The organism is Paraniabella aurantiaca (assembly GCF_050309965.1).
In the GTDB taxonomy this organism is placed as follows: domain Bacteria; phylum Bacteroidota; class Bacteroidia; order Chitinophagales; family Chitinophagaceae; genus Niabella.
The window spans coordinates 1,690,027-1,714,530 of record NZ_JBLOSY010000002.1; the positions used below are offsets into that span (position 1 = coordinate 1,690,027).

Annotated in this window: 15 protein-coding genes; 12 read left to right on the forward strand and 3 right to left on the reverse strand. The window is 41.6% G+C overall.

The annotated features are described in order from the left end of the window. Positions 1-34: 34 nt before the first annotated feature. Genes ACLOAU_RS21305 through ACLOAU_RS21320 form a run of 4 tightly spaced genes read left to right on the forward strand, consistent with a single transcriptional unit; the run spans position 35 to position 3,187 of the window. Positions 35-850, forward strand: coding sequence for an MbnP family protein (locus ACLOAU_RS21305; RefSeq protein WP_427863925.1), 816 nt, complete (start codon positions 35-37; stop codon positions 848-850). A 40-nt stretch (positions 851-890) separates the two neighbouring features. Further along, entirely contained in the window at positions 891-1,883 is a 993-nt protein-coding gene (locus tag ACLOAU_RS21310) for a cytochrome-c peroxidase (RefSeq protein WP_427863926.1), read from the forward strand. A gap of 9 nt (positions 1,884-1,892) precedes the next feature. Beyond that, on the forward strand, positions 1,893-2,231 hold the full coding sequence (locus ACLOAU_RS21315) for a YHS domain-containing protein (protein ID WP_427863927.1): 339 nt from the start codon (positions 1,893-1,895) through the stop codon (positions 2,229-2,231). Positions 2,232-2,257: 26 nt separating this feature from the next. Continuing rightward, entirely contained in the window at positions 2,258-3,187 is a 930-nt protein-coding gene (locus tag ACLOAU_RS21320; RefSeq protein WP_427863928.1) for a transporter, read from the forward strand. Positions 3,188-3,219: 32 nt separating this feature from the next. Here the strand turns inward: ACLOAU_RS21320 and ACLOAU_RS21325 are convergent, their stop codons facing one another. After that, positions 3,220-6,159, reverse strand: coding sequence for a PAS domain-containing protein (locus ACLOAU_RS21325; protein ID WP_427863929.1), 2,940 nt, complete (start codon positions 6,157-6,159; stop codon positions 3,220-3,222). Between the two features lie 302 nt (positions 6,160-6,461). Here ACLOAU_RS21325 and ACLOAU_RS21330 point away from each other — a divergent pair, with 302 nt between their 5' ends. From ACLOAU_RS21330 to ACLOAU_RS21355, 6 genes are all read left to right on the forward strand, one after another. Then, on the forward strand, positions 6,462-7,613 hold the full coding sequence (locus tag ACLOAU_RS21330; protein WP_427863930.1) for a glycoside hydrolase family 88/105 protein: 1,152 nt from the start codon (positions 6,462-6,464) through the stop codon (positions 7,611-7,613). 72 nt (positions 7,614-7,685) lie between these two features. Beyond that, on the forward strand, positions 7,686-9,674 hold the full coding sequence (locus ACLOAU_RS21335; RefSeq protein ID WP_427863931.1) for an FAD-dependent oxidoreductase: 1,989 nt from the start codon (positions 7,686-7,688) through the stop codon (positions 9,672-9,674). Positions 9,675-9,677: 3 nt separating this feature from the next. Next, positions 9,678-10,448 carry an SGNH/GDSL hydrolase family protein gene (locus ACLOAU_RS21340; RefSeq protein WP_427863932.1) on the forward strand — a complete coding sequence of 257 codons (771 nt, stop codon included), beginning with the start codon at positions 9,678-9,680 and terminating at the stop codon, positions 10,446-10,448. A gap of 18 nt (positions 10,449-10,466) precedes the next feature. Then, a complete protein-coding gene (locus tag ACLOAU_RS21345) occupies positions 10,467-13,172 on the forward strand; it encodes a glycoside hydrolase family 2 protein (RefSeq protein ID WP_427863933.1) in 2,706 nt (901 codons plus the stop codon). A 60-nt stretch (positions 13,173-13,232) separates the two neighbouring features. Beyond that, positions 13,233-14,357, forward strand: a complete 1,125-nt coding sequence (locus ACLOAU_RS21350) for a beta-1,2-mannosidase (RefSeq protein ID WP_427863934.1) — start codon at positions 13,233-13,235, stop codon at positions 14,355-14,357. A gap of 876 nt (positions 14,358-15,233) precedes the next feature. Continuing rightward, on the forward strand, positions 15,234-16,688 hold the full coding sequence (locus ACLOAU_RS21355) for an ATP-binding protein (RefSeq protein ID WP_427863935.1): 1,455 nt from the start codon (positions 15,234-15,236) through the stop codon (positions 16,686-16,688). 764 nt (positions 16,689-17,452) lie between these two features. Here the strand turns inward: ACLOAU_RS21355 and ACLOAU_RS21360 are convergent. Both ACLOAU_RS21360 and ACLOAU_RS21365 read right to left on the reverse strand, forming a co-directional pair. Continuing rightward, entirely contained in the window at positions 17,453-18,790 is a 1,338-nt protein-coding gene (locus ACLOAU_RS21360) for an HlyD family secretion protein (protein ID WP_427863936.1), read from the reverse strand. Positions 18,791-18,794: 4 nt separating this feature from the next. Further along, a complete protein-coding gene (locus tag ACLOAU_RS21365; protein ID WP_427863937.1) occupies positions 18,795-21,074 on the reverse strand; it encodes a peptidase domain-containing ABC transporter in 2,280 nt (759 codons plus the stop codon). A gap of 744 nt (positions 21,075-21,818) precedes the next feature. Here ACLOAU_RS21365 and ACLOAU_RS21370 point away from each other — a divergent pair. Together ACLOAU_RS21370 and ACLOAU_RS21375 are read left to right on the forward strand one after the other, a co-directional pair. Next, positions 21,819-23,858, forward strand: a complete 2,040-nt coding sequence (locus ACLOAU_RS21370) for a glycosyltransferase (RefSeq protein ID WP_427863938.1) — start codon at positions 21,819-21,821, stop codon at positions 23,856-23,858. Positions 23,859-23,871: 13 nt separating this feature from the next. Further along, positions 23,872-24,504: a glycosyltransferase family 32 protein gene (locus ACLOAU_RS21375; protein ID WP_427863939.1), complete on the forward strand. Its 633-nt coding sequence runs from the start codon at positions 23,872-23,874 to the stop codon at positions 24,502-24,504.

Sequence of the window (24,504 nt, forward strand, 5' to 3'; positions counted from 1 at the left end):
TGGCAATCATTTTTAATCTCTATAATCAACTAGCATGATCCACAAAATACAATTTGTATGGGCCGTACTTTTCATGGCCGCTTTTTTGTCCTGTAAAAAAGATACCTCCGAACCTGAATTTAACCAGGGTAACCTGGCCCCTTTATCGGTTGAGTTTGATAATATTGTAGGCGGCCAGAACTTGATACTGAATACCTCAAATTATAAAAATAGTACGGGCGAAACCTATAATATACAATTGCTGCAATATTTCATCAGCAACATTATTGTAACCAAAGCAGATGGTACCAGCTATACGGTTCCACAGGATAGCAGTTACTTCTTAATTAACGAGACCAACCCCGATTCGCGCTTTGCACGTGTAAACGTTCCGGAAGGAGACTATACAAAGATAACCTTCACCCTGGGTGTGGATAGCCTGCGTAGCACTATGGATGTCAGCAAAAGAACAGGTGTATTAAATCCGGCGGGAGGCATGGAAAGCGGTATGTATTGGGGATGGAACAGCGGGTATATATTTTTTAAGATGGAAGGGGTAAGCCCGCAGGCGCCCTTGGATCCTACAGGGGCCAATAAATATCGCTTTCATATAGGCGGATTCGGCGGGTATTCTGTACCCACGATTAATAATATAAAAGTCATTACTACTGATCTTACAGCCCGTGGCATGGCGCAGGTGCGCAAAAACAGGAGCGCTAATATTCATTTCTTTGTTGACATTGATAAGGTATTAAGCGGCTTGAATCCTGTAAGCATCGCCGCTAATCCGCAGGTAATGTTCAGCGAGTTCAGCGTAAAAGTGGCTAACAACTTTACAACCATGTTCACCCACGATCACACCGAAAATTAAACCGATGGGTAGTAAACAGATCGGCATAATGCTGTGCATAATGATAGCAATTATTGCCTGCAGTAAAGACGAACCGGTTAAGCAGTCCCTGTTTGCAGGATTTAAAAAGCCGGCTCATTTCCCCGGGCTTTCTTATAATCTATCCGGCAACCCGGTTACGAAGGAAGCATTTGAGTTGGGAAGAAAGCTTTTTTACGAACCGCGCCTGTCACGGAATAATACCATTAGTTGTGGTAGCTGCCATATACAGTCATCTGCATTCACGCAACATGGTCACGATGTAAGCCATGGAATAGATGACCGCCTGGGAAAGCGTAATAGTCCTCCCATTATGAACCTGGCCTGGATGCCTACCTTTATGTGGGACGGGGGCGTGTTTGACCTGGACCTGCAACCTATTGTTCCTATCACGACTCACGAAGAAATGGATGAGTCGCTTGTGAATGTGATCAGCAAGCTACAAGCTCATGCAGACTACCCGGGTTTATTTAAAAAAGCATTTGGAACCGAACAGGTTACTACGGCCAATTTCATGAAAGCCTTATCCCAGTTTATGATCATGTGTGTAAGTGCAGAGAGTAAATACGATAGTGTGATGCAGCAGATCAATGGCGCCGCATTTACAGAGGCGGAGGCCGCAGGGTATAAGCTGGTTCAACAAAAATGCGGTAGTTGTCACAAGGAACCTTTATTCACCGATAACAGCTTTCGTAACAATGGTATTGGCATTGGTGCAAATAATGACAAGGGACGTTATGAAATTACGTTGAATGAAGCCGATCAGTATAAATTTAAAGTGCCAAGCCTGCGCAACCTGGCCTACACGGCGCCCTATATGCACGATGGGCGCTTTATCAGGCTGGATGCAGTATTAGATCAGTATAGTGATAATATCCGGCATACACCCAATCTTGATCCGGTGTTGCAAAATAACCTTGCTTTATCTGTTACGGAAAAGCAACAGGTGCTGGCATTTTTAAATACGCTGAATGATAAAAATTTCATTAATAACAAGCTTTTATCTGAGCAATAATTGATAGGTATGAGAAGGGTTTTTATTTTCGGCATTTTCGCAATGATAGGGGTTGCCTGTAACGATGGTTCAACTAAAGTAAATGACATATTGGAAAGTAATAACAGAGGCGCAGAAGGTATGGTTACGGGCCACCAAGGAACGCCTGATACCCCTGTTTTCAGTAATATCCATTTTGCTTCGGAGGCAGATACCAGCTGCGGTATGCCTTTGAGCGCTCGCATTACCGACACCATGTCTTATGCGGGGAAAATATATGGCTTTTGCAGTCCTGGTTGTAAACAGGAGTTCGCCGCACTGGTGACTGATGCATCCGGGTCTGGGCAGGTGCATCCGTGTCACCACTAATTTTCAGTTTTAATCAATAATCCTTTATGAAAAGAATAGTAAGCATTTTAATAGCGTTTAGTGTACCAATAGTTGCGCTGGCCTGCGATATCTGCGGATGCGGGGCCGGCAATAACTATATTGGTATTTTACCGGATTTTTATAAACATATTGCCGGGGTCAGGTACAGGTATAACCAGGTTATATCGCATGTAGGAGTAGGAGGTGCTAATACACCGCTCACTACTAAAGAGCGATACAATATAGCAGAGGCCTGGGGTGGGTGGAACCTGAACGATCATGTGAGGATAATGGCGGTGCTCCCGTACAGCTTTAATGAGAAGACCAACCAGGGTAGTACTACCACTAAAAATGGTATCGGGGACATTAGTTTATTTGGCTTTTATCAGCTGTTAAATTCGCGTAACACGGTGTCGGGAGAAAACAATACCCACCTGCTGGTGCAAAGTCTCTGGGTAGGGGGCGGTGTAAAGCTTGCAACCGGTACATATAACCCGGCTGACCGCGCAGTTAACGCGCAAAGCGCGAACCTCTTTCAATTAGGCACCGGTAGTTACGATTTTAATGTAAATGCCATGTATGATGTAAGATTGCAGGATGCCGGGGTTAACTTAAATGGAAATTACAAAATAAATACAGCCAACCGGTTCGATTACCAGTACGGTAATAAAGCAAGTTTAAATGCCCAGGCGTATTATAAATTCCGTACCAAAAGCAAGGTAATGATCGCACCCAATGCGGGTGTACAATATGAAAGCTCGCAAACCGATCGCGACGAAAATATCAGGGTCATCACATCCGGCGGTAATTTGCTAGTGGGCACGGTTGGCCTGGAAACAGCTTTTGGAAAATTTGCTGTTGGAGCCAATTATCAAACTCCGTTGTCGCAAAGCCTGGCCAGTGGTATTGTAAAGGCGGAAGATAGGGTAATGGTGCATTTTGCCGTAGCGCTGTAATAGTTAAGTTAAAATGACGGGGCTGGCTGGTACTATCGATTCAGCCAGCCTAAAGCAGCTTCTTTATTGTTAAAGAAGGCTACCTGTACTGCTTCATAATCAGAAGGCAGGCTTTTATTGGCGGCGATCTGGCTAAATGTACTGGGGGAGTAGATCCATGCAAATCTCTTTAAACCTGCTTCGGCCATCGCCGGGAACCATACCGAGGATCCCCAGTCAGCAGCTTCTGACCAGTTCCCTTTTACGAGGGTATTATCATTGAGTACATGGTGACAATTATTTTTTTGCATCAGATCCATCATAATACCGCATCCTTTTACTACGGAATCGTAGTTCTGGTAACCGATCCACTCCACATCCAGATAATGTTTTTCTTTTTGGTAATGTATCCTTATAAAGCTACCCTCGTAGTAGGTTTGATGATCGGTTGCTTTGTCAGCAAATTCCTGTTCGCCATTCAGCGGCAGCAAAAACGAAAAGGTAGAGCCCTTTCCGGGAACACTTTCTATCCAGAAACTGCCCCCATGCCTTTTTACAATTTCATTGGCAATAAAAAGGCCAAGACCCAGGCCCTGGAAGCGGGCTGAAGAATTGTCTACCCGGTAAAAGCGGTTAAAAAGACTTTTTAAATGCTCTTCAGCGATACCGACACCCAGGTCTTCTACGGAAACGACCAGGTTATTGTTTTCTATTTCACATTTGACAACAATCTTCCGGCTCCCGGGCGAATACTTTATGGCATTGTTCAACAAATTAATTAATACCTGTTCAATACGAAGCTGATCTCCATAGAATTGAATATCACAGGCGGAGTGTAATTCGATCTGGTGTGTAGTAGTGGTATGCTGAATACTCTCTACCGTATCAGCCAACAGGGTACTGAAATCAAAATTGTCTTTATTATAAACCATTTTGCCTGCATTGATCTTCGACACATCCAGCAGGTCCTCTATTAACCGGGAAAGCCGCTCCACCTGCCTTTCGGCTTTTACTACAAAGCTGCCCAGGCTGGTTTGTTCGGTAACATCACGTTTAATGAGCTGAAAAAATCCTTTAATAGTGGTTAATGGTGTTTTTAGCTCGTGGCTGGCAATGCTGATGAATTCATCCTTCATGTTTTCATTCACCTTTTGCTGGTGAATATTGGTATTGGTACCCAGCCAGAAACTTACTTTCCCGTTTTCGATCATGGGTACTGCCCTCGCCAGGTGCCAGTAGTATTCACCGTCGCTGAATTTCAGCCTGAATTCGGCCAAGTATTGTTGTTTATTTTGAAGGCAACGTTGCCAGCGGCTCAGGGCATCGGGCAGGTCGTCGGGGTGAATAAATACCTCCCAGCCCTGGCTGATAATATCTTCGAAAGTCCGGTCGAAATTACGGATCATCACCTCGTTGAGGTAGCTGAAAGTACCATCCGGCGCGGCGGTCCATACCTGTTGCGGCATGGCGTTCAGCAGGAAACGAAACTGTTTTTCATTCTCTTCGGTACGACGGCGTGCCAATACCTGTGCCGTTACATCAATAGTGATGGCAATAACCCCTTGCACCTGTCCGTTCTCGTCGCGGTAAGGCTCGTATACAAAATTCTGATAAACAGTGTCCCAACGACCATTGCGTACTAAGCTAACAGGTCGCTCATTGGCGCTGTAAGTTTCGCCCAGGGTATATACCTGGTTAATTACTTCCTCCAAACCCTGGTGGCGTGCATCCGGCAAGGCATCGAATACAGGCCTGTTGATAACGTCCTGCTCCGGTTTGCCCCAAAGCTCAATCATTAGTGTATTGGCAACGGTGATCACGTGTTCGGGTCCCAGCATAATACACATTGCAACAGGCGCCTGAAGAATCATATTATGCAGATTACGCTCGCTTTGTTCTATTTTTTGCTTGGCAGTTACTACATCTGTAACCTCTGCGGCTGTATTCATTACCCCATAAATACGGCCTTCATCATCATATAACGCCGTGAAGCTATAGTTGAAATAAAAGGGCTGTAAACGGCCGTCCACCACCAGGTCTACCCGCTGGTTGCGCGCATGATAGGGCCGTCCTTCCATAAACACACGATCCAGCTGCTCGTAAATGCCCGTTCCTTTCAGTTCGGGAAGTACTTCATGATAGGTTTTTCCAACCACATCGTTACCTTTTCCCCAAACATCCATAATAGATTGGTTCACCAGCTCAATACGCATTTCTCTACCCACGTACACGCCAATAGGAAAAGGTGCGCTGGCTACCATGTTCCTTATCTTATGCTCGCTACCGGCCAGCTCCCTTAAAAGTTGCTGCAGTTTACGCTCACTCTCCACCAATTCTTCATTGGTAGTAAATAGTTCTTCATTAATGGCAGACAGTTCCTCGTTGGCAGCCTTAAGCGCTGTCTCACTTTGAGCCAGGTCCTGGGTTCTTGCATTTACCTTATCCTCCAGTACGGCATTCAGCGAAGCAAGCATTTCCCGGGTTTGGGTAAGCTCTTCGTTAGAGGCCAGCAGTTCTTCATTCACAGCGGCCAGTTGTTCATTGAGCTGTTGCTCGCGGTTCAATGCCTGTGTTTGGGCATTGGCATATTCAAGCGCCCGGGCACCTTCCAGTTGGCTGGTGACATCAGCGGCTGTATGTAATATGAATGCCTGTCCGTCGGCGGCCAGCACTCTTTTATAACAGTACGAATATTGCCGGGTAATCATTTCCCCGTTAATCCGGGTTTCTGCAGCAATAACGCCTTCGTCTGTTCTACCGGTTCGCAGCACCTCCTGTAACATCAGCTTAAAGGGCTGGCCTTTCAGCTCAGGAACGCCCTCTTCCAGCTTCGTTCCAATGATCTCGGGTCCCTTTCCCCAAAAGGTAAGCATTGTATTATTGGCATACTCAATAATAATATCCTTGCCGCTGTAAATAGCAGTGGCTTCTGTCGACTGCATTAATATGCTCAACAGGCCGGAGGCAGAAGTTGAATTTTCAGGTTTCGACATGAATAACACTCGAATAGTTCAGAAAAAGTTCTAAGGTTTAATACTAACAAATGTAACTATTTAAGCCTCTGGTTTTGCATTAAAACAAACGCATTTTGAAACAATTGTACAAAAACTTGAACACAGTCGCTGGCGGATGTTCTTTTACTTTACAACCCGGGAAATTAAAAAGAAACAATGATTGCTGTAAGTATCTGTTATCTATACGCCAATAATATGCCAGTATCTTTTTAAAGTTGATCCCGGTAAAGGTATGTTCCCCAGTCATTGATGAGCAAACCCGCCAGATAACTAATATACGATTGAAACAAATATTAATAAATACCCCAATAATACCCGGCGATACGATGTATAAGAAATCTGTTGTAACCCTCCTGGCCCTTTTCGCTTACCAGCTGCTGCTGGCCCAGTCATCAGCTTTAACCGGCTTCCCCAAAAGCTTTACGCCGCAGGAAGTAGGCAGGCGACTGGCTTATCATTTTATCGACGGCAGGCACGACCTGTATGCGGCTCAATATATTCATTATGCCGAAGTGTGTACATGGAACGGTGCGCTGGATTATGCCGTGAAGGCAAAAGACCAGAAACTGATTAAACTTTTACAGGATAAGTTTGAGCCTTTTTTTGATCGCGAAAAGCCGCTGCTACCTCCTATGAACCATGTTGACTATAATATGTTCGGAAGTCTTGCCCTTAAACTGTACCAGTTAACAAAGGATGAGCGTTATCGCAAACTGGGGTTAGCTTATGCTGATACCCAGTGGGAATTACCTGCAGGCGCTAATAAGGACGAAAGAGCCTGGGCTGATAAAGGGTTTTCCTGGCAAACCAGGTTATGGATCGATGATATGTATATGATCACCGTGGTGCAAAACGAAGCTTATAAAGTAACCGGTGATCGCAAGTATATTGACCGGGCAGCAAAAGAAATGGTGATGTACCTGGACGAGTTACAACGCCCTAACGGCTTATTCTATCATGCGCCGGATGTACCTTATTACTGGGGCAGGGGTGATGGGTGGATGGCGGTTGGTATGCCCGATCTGTTAACTGCTTTACCCAAGGATCATAAAGATCGTGCCCGTATTATGCAGGGCTATTTAACTATGATGAAAAGCCTGAAAGAGCATCAACGCCCCGGTGGTATGTGGAATCAACTGATCAATGAGCCCGATTTCTGGCCCGAGACCTCCGGCACTGCTATGTTTGCGTATGCTTTTATACGCGGTATACAACAAGGTTGGCTCAATGCAGCCGAATATGGCCCGGCAGCCCGTAAAGCGTGGATGGCGATGATCCCTTATATTGATGAACGTAATAATGTTACGGAGGTTTGTATTGGTACCGGTAAAAAGAATGATCAGCAACATTATCACAACAGGCCGAGAAATGCCGGTGACTTTCATGGACAGGCGCCTTATCTTTGGTGTGCTGCCGCTCTTTTGGGAAAGTAGTTCCGGTACTGGTTAATACCCCTCTGAACCAGTTGGCTATTAATGCGGGGCAGCGATTCTTTAAAAATGCGTATGAAGAAAGTTCTTTTTGTTTGGGCAACCCTTCTGTCGGTTGCTGTAAAAGGTCAAACCGTTAAGTTACCTGCCAGTGTGGATATCTGCGTTTACGGCGGTACCTCGGCCGGTGTAATTGCTGCTTACACTGCAGCCATGCAAAAGAAGACGGTCCTGCTCATTGAGCCGGGGCAAAGATTGGGCGGTTTGTCTTCGGGAGGGTTGGGCTTCACAGATATTGGCAACAAATATGTGGTAACCGGTCTTGCCCGTGATTTTTACAGGCGTATCGGACGGCACTATGGAAAATTTGAGCAATGGATATTTGAGCCGGGTGTGGCCGAAACCGTTTTCCTGGACTATATAAAAAGAGCAGGTGTTCAGGTTATATATAGTAAACGCCTCAATCAGGTCAATAAAACGGGCACAACGATCCGGTCGGTTAGTCTCGAAAATTCAGATGGTTCGGCGGGGTTGATCCAGGTGAAAGCAAAACAATATATCGACTGTTCTTATGAAGGAGACCTGATGGCCAAAGCCGGTGTCAGCTATACCACAGGTCGCGAGCCCAATAGCCGGTATAATGAAACCGTAAACGGGGTACAGTTAAAAGATAAGCACCAGTTTCCTGATGGGGTTGATCCTTATATTATCCCGGGAAAGCCCGAAAGCGGACTGCTCTGGGGTATCAGCAAAGGTGTTTTACAGGAAACAGGCTCTGGCGATGATAAAATACAGGCATATAATTTCCGGATATGTTTAACGAATATACCTGGTAACAGGTTGACTATCGAACGGCCGGCTAACTATGACTCCACCCGCTATGAATTGCTGTTACGTTATTTGTCTGTAAAGCCCACCGGCGACCTGGGACAGATACTGAAAATGGACCGGATGCCCAATGGTAAAACAGATATCAACAACCAGGGACCTTTTTCCACCGATATGATCGGGATGAACTACGATTATCCTAACGGCGATTATGCCACCCGCGAACGCATATTTAAAGAACATGTCGATTATACAAAAGGGCTGCTATACTTTATAGGGCACGATGCCCGCATGCCATCGCCTGTAAAGGAACAAATGCTGCGCTGGGGATATCCTAAAGATGAGTACCCGGCCACGGGGCACTGGACACCGCAGCTCTATGTGCGCGAAGCCCGCCGTATGAAGGGCGACTACATTATGACGCAGGCTAATTGCCAGCGTAAAGAAGTGGTGGCAGATGGAGTAGGTATGGCGGCCTATACCATGGACTCGCATAATGCGCAACGTATTGTTGTAAATGGTATGGTGAAGAATGAGGGCGATGTACAGTTAAAAGGGGTACAGCCGTACCCCGTTGCCTATCGGTCTATTACTCCGAAGTCTGATGAATGTACTAACCTGCTGGTGCCGGTATGCCTGTCTGCCAGCCATATTGCTTACGGATCCATTCGTATGGAACCGGTGTTTATGGTATTAGCGCAATCTGCGGCTACCGCAGCTTCCATGGCTATTGATGCCAAAACAAGCATCCAGGCGGTAAACATTCAATCCCTGCAACAACGGTTAAAAAACGATCCTTTGGCGGATGGCAGTATTGCGGAAATACTGGTGGATGATATAAATGCTGTAGTTATTGGAGGACAATGGGATAAAGAGACAGCAGGTGGTTATGGGCCTACACTATTAGTGAATAAAGAAGCAACTAAAGCAGCCGCACAGTTTATACCTGAGGTTACAAAAGCCGGTAGTTATACCATTTACTTTTACTATCCGCGGTTGTCGAAAGCATCGGAACAAATAACGCTTCAGATTTTTGATGGCGCTAATAAAATAACCAAACAACTATTAAGTAAGGATATACAGGTTACCGGCCAAACTTCAGGAGAATGGGTGAGCCTGGGCCCGTACCAGTTACCTGCAGGTAAAAAAGCTTATGTTGAAGTAACAAATGATGGTGCCAACGGCACTATTGCTGCAGATGCAGTGTTATTTGTTCCTGTACGTTCAATCCCGTAAATAATGATGAATTCTTCAAGAAGGCAATTTTTAGAAAAAGGAATGGGTTGCGTAGGCGGACTGGTTTTAGGCGCTGCCCTGCCTGCTCATGCAGCCGGGTCTCTAATAATAAGACGGGAAGCGGCAGGCCAGGGGTTGCCTGCGATCAATGCAGGCATTGGCGGTAATAATACTGTTGACTTATTAAATCGAATCGAAAAGGATTGCCTGTCGCGCAGCCCCCGGCTTACTATATTAATGGCCGGCACCAATGATATGAACAGTGTAAAACATGTACCGCTCCTCAGCTACGAAAAGAATATATCAGAAATGGCCCGCCGTATTAAAGCCGCTGGGAGCCGGCTGATAATGATGACAATATTGCCGGCCTATGAGCCCTACCTGCTTACCCGTCACCCTGCCGCTTTTTATGAACCCGAGGGCATAACAGGTCGCCGCCGACAAGTGAACGATACTATCAGGAAAGTAGCCAGCCGGCACGGGGCTGTACTGCTGGATATGGAACAGCGGTTTATCGCAGTAGGGAAAATAGGTACCGGTATGGAATCGCTGATACAAAATGAACAAAACGCGCGTAAAACGGATGGCATTCATCCAACTGCCAACGGGTACAGGTTTATGGCGCTGGCGGTGTATGATTGTATACTTTATAACCAACTCCCCACCAATTCCATCGTTTGTTTCGGAGACAGCATTACCAGGGGAGACGGCTCTCATGACAAGGATAGCTATCCCGGCTATCTCAACCAATTACTAACCACGGCACAGCCGTAAAAACGGATAAGAGATCAAATGAAGAAAATTTGTAGTGCAGTACTGATCTGTATGATGGTATCACAGGTGGGTGCGCAACAGGGTGTTTATGAAATGGATCGCTCGGCGCGGCAATCGGTTTCTTTAAATTCATCGGGCAGTACCGGTAAAAACGATTCCTGGTCGATGAAAAGATACAGTGAAGCTGGTGCCGGAGAACAGGTGTCGTCGGTTCGCTATCAAACTCATGGTTGGATGCCGGCAATAGTGCCCGGAACGGTTTTAAATAGCCTGGTGCATAATAAAGTGTATCCCGAGCCTTATTTTGGCGATAATAACCGTCGCTCGCGTGGGTTAATACCCGATCTGCATGATGCCGGCGCAGGCTTTTATCATTATTGGTTCCGCAAAACTTTTAAAGTGCCCGCAACTTTAAACGGTAAAAAATTATGGCTTAAATTTCACGGTATTAATTACAGGGCGGGCGTTTGGTTGAATGGTAAAAAACTGGGAACCATGGCAGGTATGTTCCAGCCTGCCAGTTTCGACGTAACATATATCGTTAACCGCAAAGGAGAAAATGTGGTTGCTGTAGAAGTGGCGCCCGTAGATATACCCGGCTCTGTGTTTCGCGATGGAAAAAAGCGTACCGGCGCAGTTGGTGAAAATAATAATGGCGGAGATGGTGAGATCGGTAAGAATATTACCATGCTGATGTCGGTGGGATGGGACTTTTCAGTGCCTGACGGTACCCGAGATCGTAATACCGGTATCTGGCGCGATGTGGAATTATACAGCACGGGGGAAGTGGTATTGGCCCATCCTTTTGTTCAAACCTATTTACCCTTACCTGATACCAGTGTAGCTATGGAAACCGTGTCGGTGGAGGTAAGCAATACCACTCAGCAAAAACAGTCAGGAAAGCTTACGGGGGTGATAACCGGCACGAATATTCGCTTTCAAACCAGCCTGGTGTTGCAGCCTGGTGAAACCCGGCAGGTGGTATTTCGCCCGGCAGATTACCCGCAGCTGAAAATAAAAAATCCAAAGCTATGGTGGCCCATTAATAAAGGCGGCCAGCACCTGTATGAGTTAACCCTTCAATTTGAAAAAGATAAAATAATCAGCCACCAGCTAACCACCCGTTTTGGTATCCGGCAGGTGCAAACCGACCGGTTAACACCCGATCAGTCGCGGCGCTTTATTGTAAACGGGCATCCTGTTTTTATCAGAGGTACTAACTGGGTACCCGAGGCAATGTTACGTGGTTCTGTTGACAGAACCCGCACCGAACTCCGTTATACCCGCCAGGGCGGCTTTAACCTCATTCGCCTTTGGGCGGGTGGTATTGCGGAGTCGGACGAATTTTACAGGGCCTGCGATGAGCTGGGCTTGCTGGTATGGAACGAATTCTGGATCACGGGAGATACCCGTTTTCCGGCCGATACGGCTCTTTACTTTCAAAACCTGGAAGCTACGGTAAAAAGGATCCGTTCACATCCGTCAGTAGCTTATTATGTAGCGGCTAATGAATCGAAAGAGATAGCCGGTACCCGGGCACGGATCTTTGCCCTGGACTCTACCATCGGTTACCAGGAACAGTCAGAATGTTGCGGGGTGCATGATGGCAGCCCGTACAAATATGAAAACCCCATGCAATATTTCGAAAACACGGCATCGCCCAGAGGTAGCCGCGTAGATGGATTTAACCCGGAGTATGGAACGCCTTGTTTGCCACTGCTGGAATCTTTAAAAGAGATGATGCCGGCAAAAGACCTCTGGCCCATTAACGATTCGGTATGGAATTACCTGGATGGTAATGGCTTTCATAATGTTAATACCAAATACCGCCAGGCAGTTAACGAGTTTGGGCCATCCCGCTCTATTGAAGAGTACGCTAAAAAAGCACAGCTGGTAGGCGCTTTAAATTACCGGGCTATTGCCGAAGTATGGAACTATAATAAATTTGGCTGGGGCGACCGCTTTGCCTCCGGGTTCCTGTTCTGGTATAATAACAGTCCGCTGCCGCAAACGGCCAGCCGTATGTATGACTGGTATTTACGTCCTACGGCAGCCTTATACTATTCTCAAAATGGGTTGGCCCCCTTACATCCGCAATTTGATTACCTGAAAAATACGGTATCGGTTTATAACGATTACCGCAAAGCCTTTCCTGGCCATACTATTGAAGCCAGGATATACGATATGAACTCAAATCTGGTACATACCAGTTCGCGGAAAATATCAATACCGGCTGATGGAACTGTAAAAGATGCATTGCAATTATCGTTCAGCGATAGTTTAACGCAGGTGCACTTTATTAAACTATTATTGAAGTCGCCCGCCGGTAAAGAAGTGGCTGAAGCTTTTTACTGGAGATCGAAAGATGCTTATAAGGGGGCCTGGACCATGACCGGGCCTGCCGTTTCCGGCTTTGCCGATATCAACCGGTTGCCACAGGCTCAGCTAAACGGCACTGTTAAAAAACGCCTACAGGGCGGGAAAGTATTTTTAGAGATGCAGGTAAAGAACGTATCTGCAAAGATTGCTTTCTTTACACAAGTGCGTTTAACCGATCAGGCGAATGCGGTGGTACCGGCGGTTTTTTATTCGGATAATTTCTTTTCGTTGTTGCCGGGCGAAACGCGTACTATTACACTCGAAGTCAATGAAAACGCATGGCGTCATGTAAATGGCCTGTCAGTGGTTGCGTTTAATACCAGCGAATTGAAATTAAAATGGTAGCTATATTGTTGAGGAAGCCGGGGCTAACCACGCATAAAATATATCATTAAAAGAATTGGTATGAATAGTTTTTTTAGAAGAATAACGGGGGTATGGGTTCTTATTGCCCTGGCATTTTCCGCCATGGCACAACAGCAATTGCCCCAATGGGCTTTAGGTCCTTTTATAAGGCCCGCCGGCGTCAATCCTGTTATTGTTCCGGATACCCAAACCCTTTTCTTCGATCCCATGAGCAGGAAAAACCTGGCCTGGGAGGCGGGAGATGTTTTTAATCCAGCAGCCGTAGTCAGGAGCAATAAGATCTATGTGCTGTACCGCGCAGAAGACCGGTCGGGGATGGGCATTGGTAAACGCACTTCCAGGCTGGGGCTGGCTGAAAGCCATAATGGTATTGCCATGAAGAAAAGTCCTGTACCGGTTTTCTATCCTGCTGAAGACAACCAGAAGGACAATGAATGGCCGGGAGGTTGCGAAGACCCGCGCATAGCCGTTACTGCTGAAGGCCTTTATGTAATGCTCTATACCCAATGGAACCGCAAAGTGGCAAGACTGGCAGTAGCTACTTCCAGGGACCTGGTCAACTGGACCAAGCATGGGCCTGCATTTGCCAAAGCTTATGACGGTAAATTCAAAGATATGTTCTGTAAGTCGGGTTCGGTAGTAACGAAGCTCGAAAAAGGAAAGCAGGTAATTACCCGTATCAATGGAAAATATATGATGTACTGGGGAGAACGGTTTATGAATATTGCTACTTCTGATGACCTCGTTAACTGGGCACCCACCCTGGATAAGGAAGGTAAACTGGATATGATCGTAAAACCCAGGAATGGGCATTTTGATAGCGACCTTACAGAATGCGGTCCCCCGGCTTTGGTAACCGATAAAGGCATCCTGCTTTTATACAACGGTAAAAATAAAGGCAATAAAGACAGGGATACTAATTACACCGCCAACACCTATGCAGCCGGCCAGGTTTTATTCGATTTGAAAGATCCTTCCAAAGTCATCAGCCGGTTAGATCAGCCTTTTTTTGTACCTACAGAACCCTTTGAAAAAAGCGGCCAGTACCCCGCAGGCACTGTTTTTATAGAAGGCCTGGTTTATTTTAAAAACAAATGGTTTTTATATTATGGCTGTGCCGATAGCAGGGTAGGTGTGGCTGTTTTTGATCCACACACTCGTTGATACTGCAAAAGTATATGGATATATTTCGCGGAGAGCAATGTTGGTAAAGCCGTATCATTAGTTTACGCACTCTATCATTTGCACAAACCTTAACGAACAGCAGCAGCTGAGGCGGGAAATTTTTAGACTGTTATTCTGATAAATTGGTCTCCTCCTGCTGGGGAAAATGCGTTCAAGTGATTTGAATCCAGACTCTTATAAAAGCACCGTAAAAGTTTTAGTAAAACCCACTGATACAGATTTCTTACATTGATTATCAAGGCAAAGATACATAAGCAGGTTGAAATCAAAGATTGCTCTGTTTTTGTGTCATCAATTTTCATTTAAATTTCAGAAGTATTAAAACGACTTAAAACGAATCAATAATGCGAGACGATAAAGTGTAAAAGTTTCCGTAAAAGTATAGACGATAATTTGGTTAAAATTTTTGTGTTTCCTCGTGTTTTTAGCCTACATTAATGTGAGTTAAATGAAATTTTCAATCTATTGATTTGGGTTCATATTCATTCCGGACTTGAACTTACGAGTGAAAAAGGAGGAAGTCCCTTCAATTATTATCATCTTTTAATGCTTTTGTCTGAATCTTGTCGATGCCAATAATAGAGTGTACACTTTCTAAGCGATAAAAATATTAGGTAACTTTCTGCCATAACTAAATGCGTTGGCTAACGAGGATAAATAATATCACTGGAAAAGCATTGGGAACGGCAGCTGGAATTCAATGAACAGGTCGAGATTGCTTTAAACAATGGTCTTCAATGAGGTGATTCGTTAGTATTGATACATTGTTTCTCCAGACCTTATTAGTTCCGTAACTTTACTGGCTATTCTAAATTGACATTTTGCCTAATTTTCGTGTAAACTAGTGGATTGAATATGATGAAAGTTGAAGAATTAAATAATCTAGTTAAGGAATTAATATCACAACCACGCGAAGCTGAGTGGATTGAATTCAAGCATAATTTTCATTCATTAGAAGAAGTTGGTGAGAGACTATCAGCTCTATCTAATGGCGCCTGTTTACAAAACCAGCACTACGGCTTTTTAATTTTTGGTATCGAAGACGAAAGCCATCAAATAATTGGAACGGACTTTCGTCCGTCTAGATATAAGAAGGGTAATGAAGAGTCTGAAAATTGGATTGCGCAGCGTTTAAGTCCGAGGGTAGATTTTATGATTTACGAGTTCGATTTTGATGGTAAATCTTTAACACTATTTCAAATCGATGCTGCTTCAACGCAGCCGGTTGATTTTTATCATGAAGCGTATATTAGAATTGGAAGTATTACTCGTAAGCTAAAAGATTTTCCTGAAAAAGAAAGGAAGATATGGAAGAAGTTTGGACAGTCCATCTTCGAGAAGGACATTGCTAAAACGGGCCTTACTTCCGATGACGTGGTTAAACTCCTTGACACATCAGGCTATTTTGAAATGATTGAATTACCATATCCAACGTCTCAAGCTGGCGTTTTAGAGCGTTTCGAATCTGAAAACCTTATAAAGAGATCTTCAAACGGATGGACGATTACGAATTTGGGAGCTATTTTGTTTGCCAAGGATATAAAGAACTTTCCCACGGTGAGTAGAAAGGCAGTAAGAGTTGTTGTTTATGACGGAAAGAATAAAGTTCATACCAAAAAGGACATAACAGGCGTTAAAGGATATGCTGTAGGGTTTGAGCAAATGCTTCAATATATAAATGATCAATTACCTACTAGCGAAGTAATAACGCAAGCACTTAGAAAAATAGCAAAAGCTTATCCAGAAATAGCGCTTAGAGAATTGATTGCAAATGCTTTAATTCATCAAGATTTTGCAGCCACTGGAATAGGACCTTTCGTTGAAATATTTGATGATAGGATCGAAATCTCAAACCCAGGGCAGCCTTTGATAAGTCCCCTAAGATTTATAGATGAGTACCAAAGTCGTAATGAGTTTTTAGCATCTTTGATGAGAAGACTTCGGATTTGTGAAGAAAAAGGTAGTGGTATTGATAAGGTAATTTATTATGCTGAAACTGGGCTTTTGCCAGCCCCTGATTTCCGGGTTAAGCAGACGCACACTACTGTAGTATTATTTTCTCATCAGAAATTGAACGACATGAGTAAAGCTGATAAGATTCGAGCTTGTTATCAGCACTGTTGCCTAAAGTATGTATCGAATGAAACTATGACAAATGAGTCCTTAAGGGAACGATTTCAAATCGAAGATCAAAACGCTGCCATTGCGAGCCGGATAATTAAGGAAACTCTAACTGAAGGACTCATTAAGCCTTTAGACCCTGAAAATCGGTCAAGGAAATACCCTAAATACGTTCCTAATTGGGCGTGATCTTATTTGATGGTCATTTGACAACCAATTAATTTCATTTTCTTAATTTATTGATTATCAATCAATTTTTATTTGATGGTTATTTGATAAATTAAGCAGCTCCAACCCTAATACTTTGATTACCAATGCACTTTAGCATTCAATATACAAACCTTGCGCACGCGGCCTTAATTTCTTTTTGCCGAGCCTTGAACTTGTAAATGAGAATGTTGCCGGTTTTTACAATAGTATCAATAAGGATCCTTTTTCAGCCGCGTGAAATTAAGCGGGAAGATTCTATCAACATTTACTGTGTTAAGCATTTGAACACAAGAATCGTTTTCTAAAAAATGTGTTGAAGATCAAATCTCGGATCGTCAGGTTAACAAATAAAATTGAAAGCCATAATCCCCAATTAGGTCTTGAACTTCTAATCAAAATTTAGCATCCTTTAAAAATTATTTTTCCGTTCTACTGTCAGCTAACTAATAATTCGCCTGTTTAAAGTTTTTTTAACAAATTGAACTCACGCATAATTTCCATTCATTGGAAAGAAGTTAGTGATAGGCTATTTGCGATACCTGGTGGGACCTGCTTGTCGAACTGGTTACTATGGCTTTTCGATTTCAGGTATTGATGATGAAGGCGCCAAATAATTGGAACGGAATTTTCGTTCTTTCGGTATATATGAAAATAAAGGGGAATCTGAAATCAGATAGGATTAATTTATAAATGTACTAAATTCTATGAAAGGTTCTAATTCCGCAAAATCAAGTCACGATCTGTTACTTATTTAATGCGTATTTTAAATTATCGAACAGGCGTTCAATCAGTCTACGGTCTTTAGTGATGATTTCCGCGGTACCCTTCGCTTCATGCTTAAACTCTATAGATTTTCCATAATTTGTAGTAAGGCCTGAAGGAAATTTTACGGTAACTAAGTAAGCCTCCATACTACCTTGATCTGTCTTTTCGGTGCTAGTAGTTAGCGATATATCTCTGACTACTCCTTTTACCGAGCCATATTCGTTATAGGGAAAATCATTTAATTTAATAATAGCCTCTTGCCCAACCTCTACCTTACCGGCACCCATAGCAGGCAGTAATATTTGACCATAAGGTTCTTCGGCCTTGGGAACTATAGTAAATATTGCTTCTCCAGCCTGAACATATTGACTATTAGTCCAGAATTTCAAAAACTGAACTTGACCTTCAAAAGGCGATTTAAAAACATAACGCTCTTCCCAAAGTGAAATATTATCCATCAAATCATTATAGGCTGCCAATAAAGCAATTTTAATTTCCGCGAGTTTTTCACTTTTCTGTACACGTGTTTGCGTAATATCACTTCGGGTTTTTTGAGCCTGTTTTTCTGCATCAATCTGATTGCTTTGGGCACTGGCCACACCAGCACTATAAGAAAGATATTGTTGACCAGCTCTTTCATACTCTGCCGCTGAGGAAACCTTTTGCGAAAACAAAATTGAGTCTCTAGCAAGCGATCTTTGGGAAAAAGCAAGAGCCCCTTTATTAATCTCAGTAAGGCTTAAACTGTTTTTAACTTCCTTTTGCTGATGACCATGCAGATTTTGTAGACTTGCTATTTGCTTGTCATAAAGCTTATCTCTATGAAACAGAGCCAATTGATGAAGATTTGCTATCAAATTATAATACTTCGACGTCAATTCTCCAAGCGCGGGGGTGGAAGGTAACTGATGTATTATTGAGACATTTTCGACATTATTAGGATTATAATTTTTTAAAACACTTTTGATATACTGCAAAGTGTCATAAGATGTCGCAGTTTCAATATAGGCAACAACTGCGCCTGCCTTTGTCATCGATTGCGATTTAATATCGTTAAGATGGATCTTTCCGGAAGCATTGGCGAAAAGTTTCACGGGGGCTACAGATGTATTTACTGTTGTAATACCATGTACCACATCTGGATAGCGAACAATCCAACCGAAAACCAATAGCAAAAGAAATATAAACCCGACAATTACACTTATAAAAGAACCAAAGTTAGTCGGCATTCTTTCAATGATATCCCTCACCTCTTCCGTGCGTTCTGTACTGTTGTATTTTCCAATATTGATAAGTTCTATTTCTTTATTATTCATCTTGCTACTTTTCATTTGAACTTTCTTTTTCAATGAGTGTTTCTTCTGTCAACAGCATCTCTTTTTCCAAAAAAGTAGTTCCTTGGATCGAACTAGTGAGGTCCAATTGAGACTGTACTAGTTGAAAATATCTACCCTTTTTATTCATCAGACTTTGGTGATTTCCAACTTCTACTATATAGCCATCTTGCATCACTACAATTTGGTCAGCTTTGCGGATAGTACTTAATCTATGTGCCACTACTATCACTGTTTTGTCTTTGAAAACGTCGTCTAAGGCGGCTACTATTTTCTGCTCATTCAAAGTGTCCAGTGAATTTGTAGCTTCATCAAAAAACAGATAGTCAGGATTCTTATACAAAGCCCTGGCAATAAGGATTCTTTGCTTCTGCCCTCCACTTAAACCTCTCCCTTGCTCTCCCATTTTGGTCTGATAGCCCAAAGGGAGTTTCTCAATTTCAGCAGCAATATTTGCTGTATCCAAAGCGGTTTTTAGTCTTTCGTAATCTACCCTTTCATCATCTAAGACAATATTATTTAGGATTGTATCATTAAAAATCTTACCATCTTGCATGACAGCTCCGCATTTATCCCGCCATTGCTTAAGACTAATATTGTTTATATTCATATTACCAATTAATATTTCACCATATGAGGGTTTGTATAAACGTAATATTAATTTAAGTAGTGTAGACTTTCCACTACCGCTATCACCTACTATTGCCGTAACCTTTTTCTCTGGGATTAATAAGTGAATGTTTTTTAAAACCGCTGTTGACTGCGGAGTATATTGGAAGGAAACATTTTTAACTAAAAGATTTTTGTTTTCCGGTAAATCGATGGGATTACTACCGACATTTTCATGCTCATCACTTAATTGGTGAATTTCATTTAATCTCAGAAAGCTAATTTTGGCAAATTGGTATGAAAGAAGAAATTGAATAAACTGTACAACTGGCCCATTTAACATGCCAATCATGAATTGAGTTGAGATCATTACGCCAAATGTCATTTCTCCATTTATTACTGCTATAGCACAATAAAAAGTTATAGATAGATTTTTGATATTATCGATAAACTGTGCACCAAGATTTTGTATATTATTTATATTAAGTGACCGGACATTTACTTTATATAGTCTAGCCTGTATATCCTCCCATTTCCAGCGTTTCGGCTTCTCATAATTATTAATTTTTATATCCTGTATACCAGCAATAGTTTCGACCCAGTAACTTTGATTTTTCGACACCAGCTCAAAATATTCCCAATCTAGCTTTTTTCGCAGTTTCATGAAACCTAATACCCACAATACATATAGTATGCTGCCTCCTAAGAAAATATAAAATATGATAGTGTTGTATACAAGCAGTATAATGCCAAAAACCAAGAATGTCAGCGAAGAGAAGACCATGTTTATAGAGTTATTCATGATAAAACTTCTGATTCGCTCATGATCCTGTGCGCGTTGAAGAATATCTCCTGTCATTTTATTTTCAAAAAAAGTGATAGGCAGGAGCATTAGTTTTATAAGGTAATCCGAAATTAAAGCTATATTTACTCTTGCTGTTACATGTAACAATATCCAATCCCTGGCCATGTTACTTAGAAGTATACTAATATAAATTGCAATATTCGCCGCCAATACAATTGTGATAAAATCAACATCGTGTGTTTGAATACCCACATCTATAACTGCTTTTGAGATAAAAGGCAATAGTCCCTGCAAAGCAGTAACGACTAGCATTACAAGGAATAAATTGATAAAACTTTTTTTGTAGGGACGAAAGTATCCCAAGAAATTTTGAAATGTTTTCTTGTGCTCTGTACGTTCACCAACCTGACGCTGATAAAAATCGGCTTGAGGTTCAAAGGCCATCAAAACTCCTTTTTTATCTTCACCTTTACTGACCCACTTTTTAATAAATTGTTCCTTAGCATATTTCACTAATCCTTTGGCTGGATCAGATACGTATATTGCTCCTGTTCGGGGGTTAGTATGATACACAACAACAAAATGACTTTTGTCCCAATGAACAATAGTTGGTAGTGGAATTTTATTAAGTAAATCTTCTATGGTACATTTTAAAGCAAGGCTTCTGAGCCCAATACTTTCAGCAGCATAACTCAGGTCCAAAAATGATATTCCCTCCTTGGTGATGCCGCATTTGTCACGTAAATACTGCAAACTGTAATATTTGCCGTAAAATTTGGCAATCATTTTTAAGCAGGCGGGACCACAATCCATCATATCCATTTGGCGATCACAAGGAAATTTACTAAGCATTAGTTTTTCAAAAATTATTATACAAATAAAGATATTGGTTTGTTAAAAATAAATTAACAGGGCTGATATTTTTAAATTAATTTATTTCTGCCGTGATTCTCCTTATATTTGTTTTGCCATTTATGAAAATCATATTAGCAACCAAAAAAAGTAAAATGTCAAGACCTATTGTTCCCCAAAAAAATAAGATTTAAGGTGATGCATAAATAATGTTTGTCAAAAGCGTCAGGAAATCGAAAGGATTTGTGGCCGATGTTCATTGCAGAATGTGACAAGAGTGATTAGGGTTCGAAAAACTAACCTGAACTGTAGGATTGGACAATAGCTGATGTACCGATACCAAACATCAATATAAAGTCTTAAACGTAATTAAACGATTCTAATTAATCATTACAGAACGTTGTCAAATAAAAAATAAGAACTCCCGAAAATATTCAATCCATATGTTTAATCAGCGGGAAAAAAGAATAAGAGATGTTAAAGAGGAAGATAAACTGGAAAAATATATCTCCCAGCGGTTCCTCTATAATGTGAAATAGAATTATAAAGCTAATGAGGATTAACAGAGAATTGGAGAGCGATGTCTCTAAAGATAAAATCACTATATGCATTATTGACTATTATAGTCGATTTAAAACCAGTGGGCTTAGTACTTATACCCAATACCTGTCAAATCGAATTCTACAAATACCAAGCATTTCGCTTTGCCATATATGGGTTAAATGCGAAGTACATCATCGAGCAATGTTTGCTCAAACAGATAAACAAAATGTCAAGCACATCTATGTTCCAAAAGATTTGTGCATTCCTAATGACACTGGTAAATTCGACGAGGAAGCTGCGAAATTTATTACGATGGAATTACAGGAAGTGAAAAATGTCATTTTCCATTTTAACTGGATTAATCATGGCCTATTCTCAACATTACTAAAAAAAAATATTAACTGCAAAACTCTTTTAACGAAGCACTGTATTCCTTGGCGTGACTTAATAACAAACAACTATACAGTTTTCCAATTACTAAACAAGCAATTATTCGAAGAAAAGAACACTAAACGTCCAATGCACCCTGCATTAATGAGAGAACACCTTAATTATGCAACTGTGGATCATATAATTTGTGTAACAAATTTTGCCACTAAATCTCTCACTAATTTATTGCACATACCTCCCTATAAACAAACAGTTATTTACAACGGAATAGACTCAAAATTCTCCATACCGAGTTCAAAAAGGAAAAGCCAACTTCGTAAAAAATATAGATTCTCCGACGAGGAAACCATCGTTTTATTTGCCGGACGAGTTACAAAGAGGAAGGGAATACAAGACTTACTAATTGCATTTCAGAAGCTCTTATTAATAAAACCAGAAGTAAGACTAATAATAGCAGGAGATGGAGAACACAATCGCATGCTTGGAAGCATAAAGCAATGTTGGTCTAAGGTTACCTTCACTGGAGAACTGGAAAAGTACACCTTATATGACTTCTATAAAATGGCAGATATCGGAATAGTGCCATCATATGTAGAGCAATGTAGTTATTCTGCGATAGAAATGATGCACAGTGGACTACCGATCATCATCTCCGATGTCGATGGTCTTTCAGAGATAGTTCCAGACGGTTGTGGCTTGAAAGTGCCTATTGTGTTATCAAAATCAAGAGCCTTTATTAACCCGGACAAATTGAAAGAGGCATTATTATTTTTTATCGACAACCCTAAAGAAGCTAAAGATTATGCAAAACGCGCCAGGTATCATGCAGCTCAGAATTTTAATGCCGAGGCTATGGCTCAAAGTACAATTAATGTATATCATAACCTTTTGAGTAATGAATATTTTGATAAAAAGTTAGCTCATTCTTCAGATTTAATAAAGAATGGTCCATTGGTAAGTGTTCTTATTGCTTGCTTTAACGCTGGCAAATTTTTGAAAGAATGTATAAATAGCGTACTAAATCAATCTTATACCAGATTTGAACTTTTAATTTTGGATGACGGGTCAGATGATGATTCAAGTGAAATTTTGGAAGAATACAATGATCCAAGAATTACAAAGATAAAAAACACCAATAACAAAGGTATAGTTTACAGTTCGAACCAATTATTGTCAAAGGCAAATGGGAAATACATAGCAAGGTTCGATGCAGACGATATTATGGATAAAAACAGCATTTTGAGAAGGGTATCTTTTTTAGAAACTCATCAAGGCTATGCGATGGTAGGTGGAAGCCACTATATCATAACTGACACTGGCCAGATCAATGGCATCATGCAATATTCCAGTGAGAATGTTGATATAAAATTACTGATGTTTTTTAAAAATCCATTTTGCCAATCGTCTGTAATGATTAAGAGTGATCTCTTAAAAAAAATTAAATACTCCGAAAAATACAAACATTGCGAAGATTATAATCTATGGTTCAATATAGCTCAAACAGGCAAGCTGCATAATCTATCTGAATTCCTAACCTCCTATCGAATTCATCATCGTTCAGATTCTCATTCTAATATTCAGAGACAAAAAGAAAATTCCATGGAGCTCATATCGGATAAACTTGACCAAATGGGAATCGATTATAGTTCGGATGAACTGGCTATACATGCTGCAATTCATTTCAATTATGGTCGTCGGTACTTTAACACTTCACAGAAAATCGCTTTTGCAAAAATTTGGATATACAAAGTATTATATCACTTGAATTCGACATTCAAATTTTCGAGTAAACAACTGCATGAGACAGCTGATTTAATACTAAAACGTTATTGTGGGATAAATACAAAATAAAAGATTAGAAAAAATGCGAACTATTCATCAAATAGTATTTGGTTCCAATATAAACGATCTGGTCAATACCTGTCTTAAATCGTGGAACATCCTCAAAAATGATGGTTTTGAGATTGTGAAATGGAACGAAAGTAAAGTTCTTAAATTTCTGGAAAAATACTATCAGTTTGCTTTACCTGCCTATGAGGGTTCTCGTAACCTAGCAGAAGCTTCAGACCTGGCGAGATATCTAATTATATACCATTTTGGTGGTTGCTATGTGGATTGGGACATTCAGCTCATTCACCCTCCAAAGTTTACGGCCCTTATTGAGAACAATAAAGAGGGCTTTTTGATACTAGATCCCCAAACCAAGGTGTTAAGTTGTGAATGCTTCTTCCTGGCACCCGGTAATCCATTTCTTTTATATCTAGCAAGAGAAATTGTAAACTTATTTGATGAAAAAATTCAAATCAAATTGTTGACACCTCAATACTCGGGACCGTTTCGCCTCACTGAGTCTTATAATTGCTATAAAAATCCTAAGCCAAAACAGATTTTACTAGAAAAAATATTTGCATACACTTACGAAGAAATTAGGCTGATGCCGGAGAGGGACATTAGGCAACCTCTCATTCATTATTGGTCTCATTTATGGCTAAGTTGA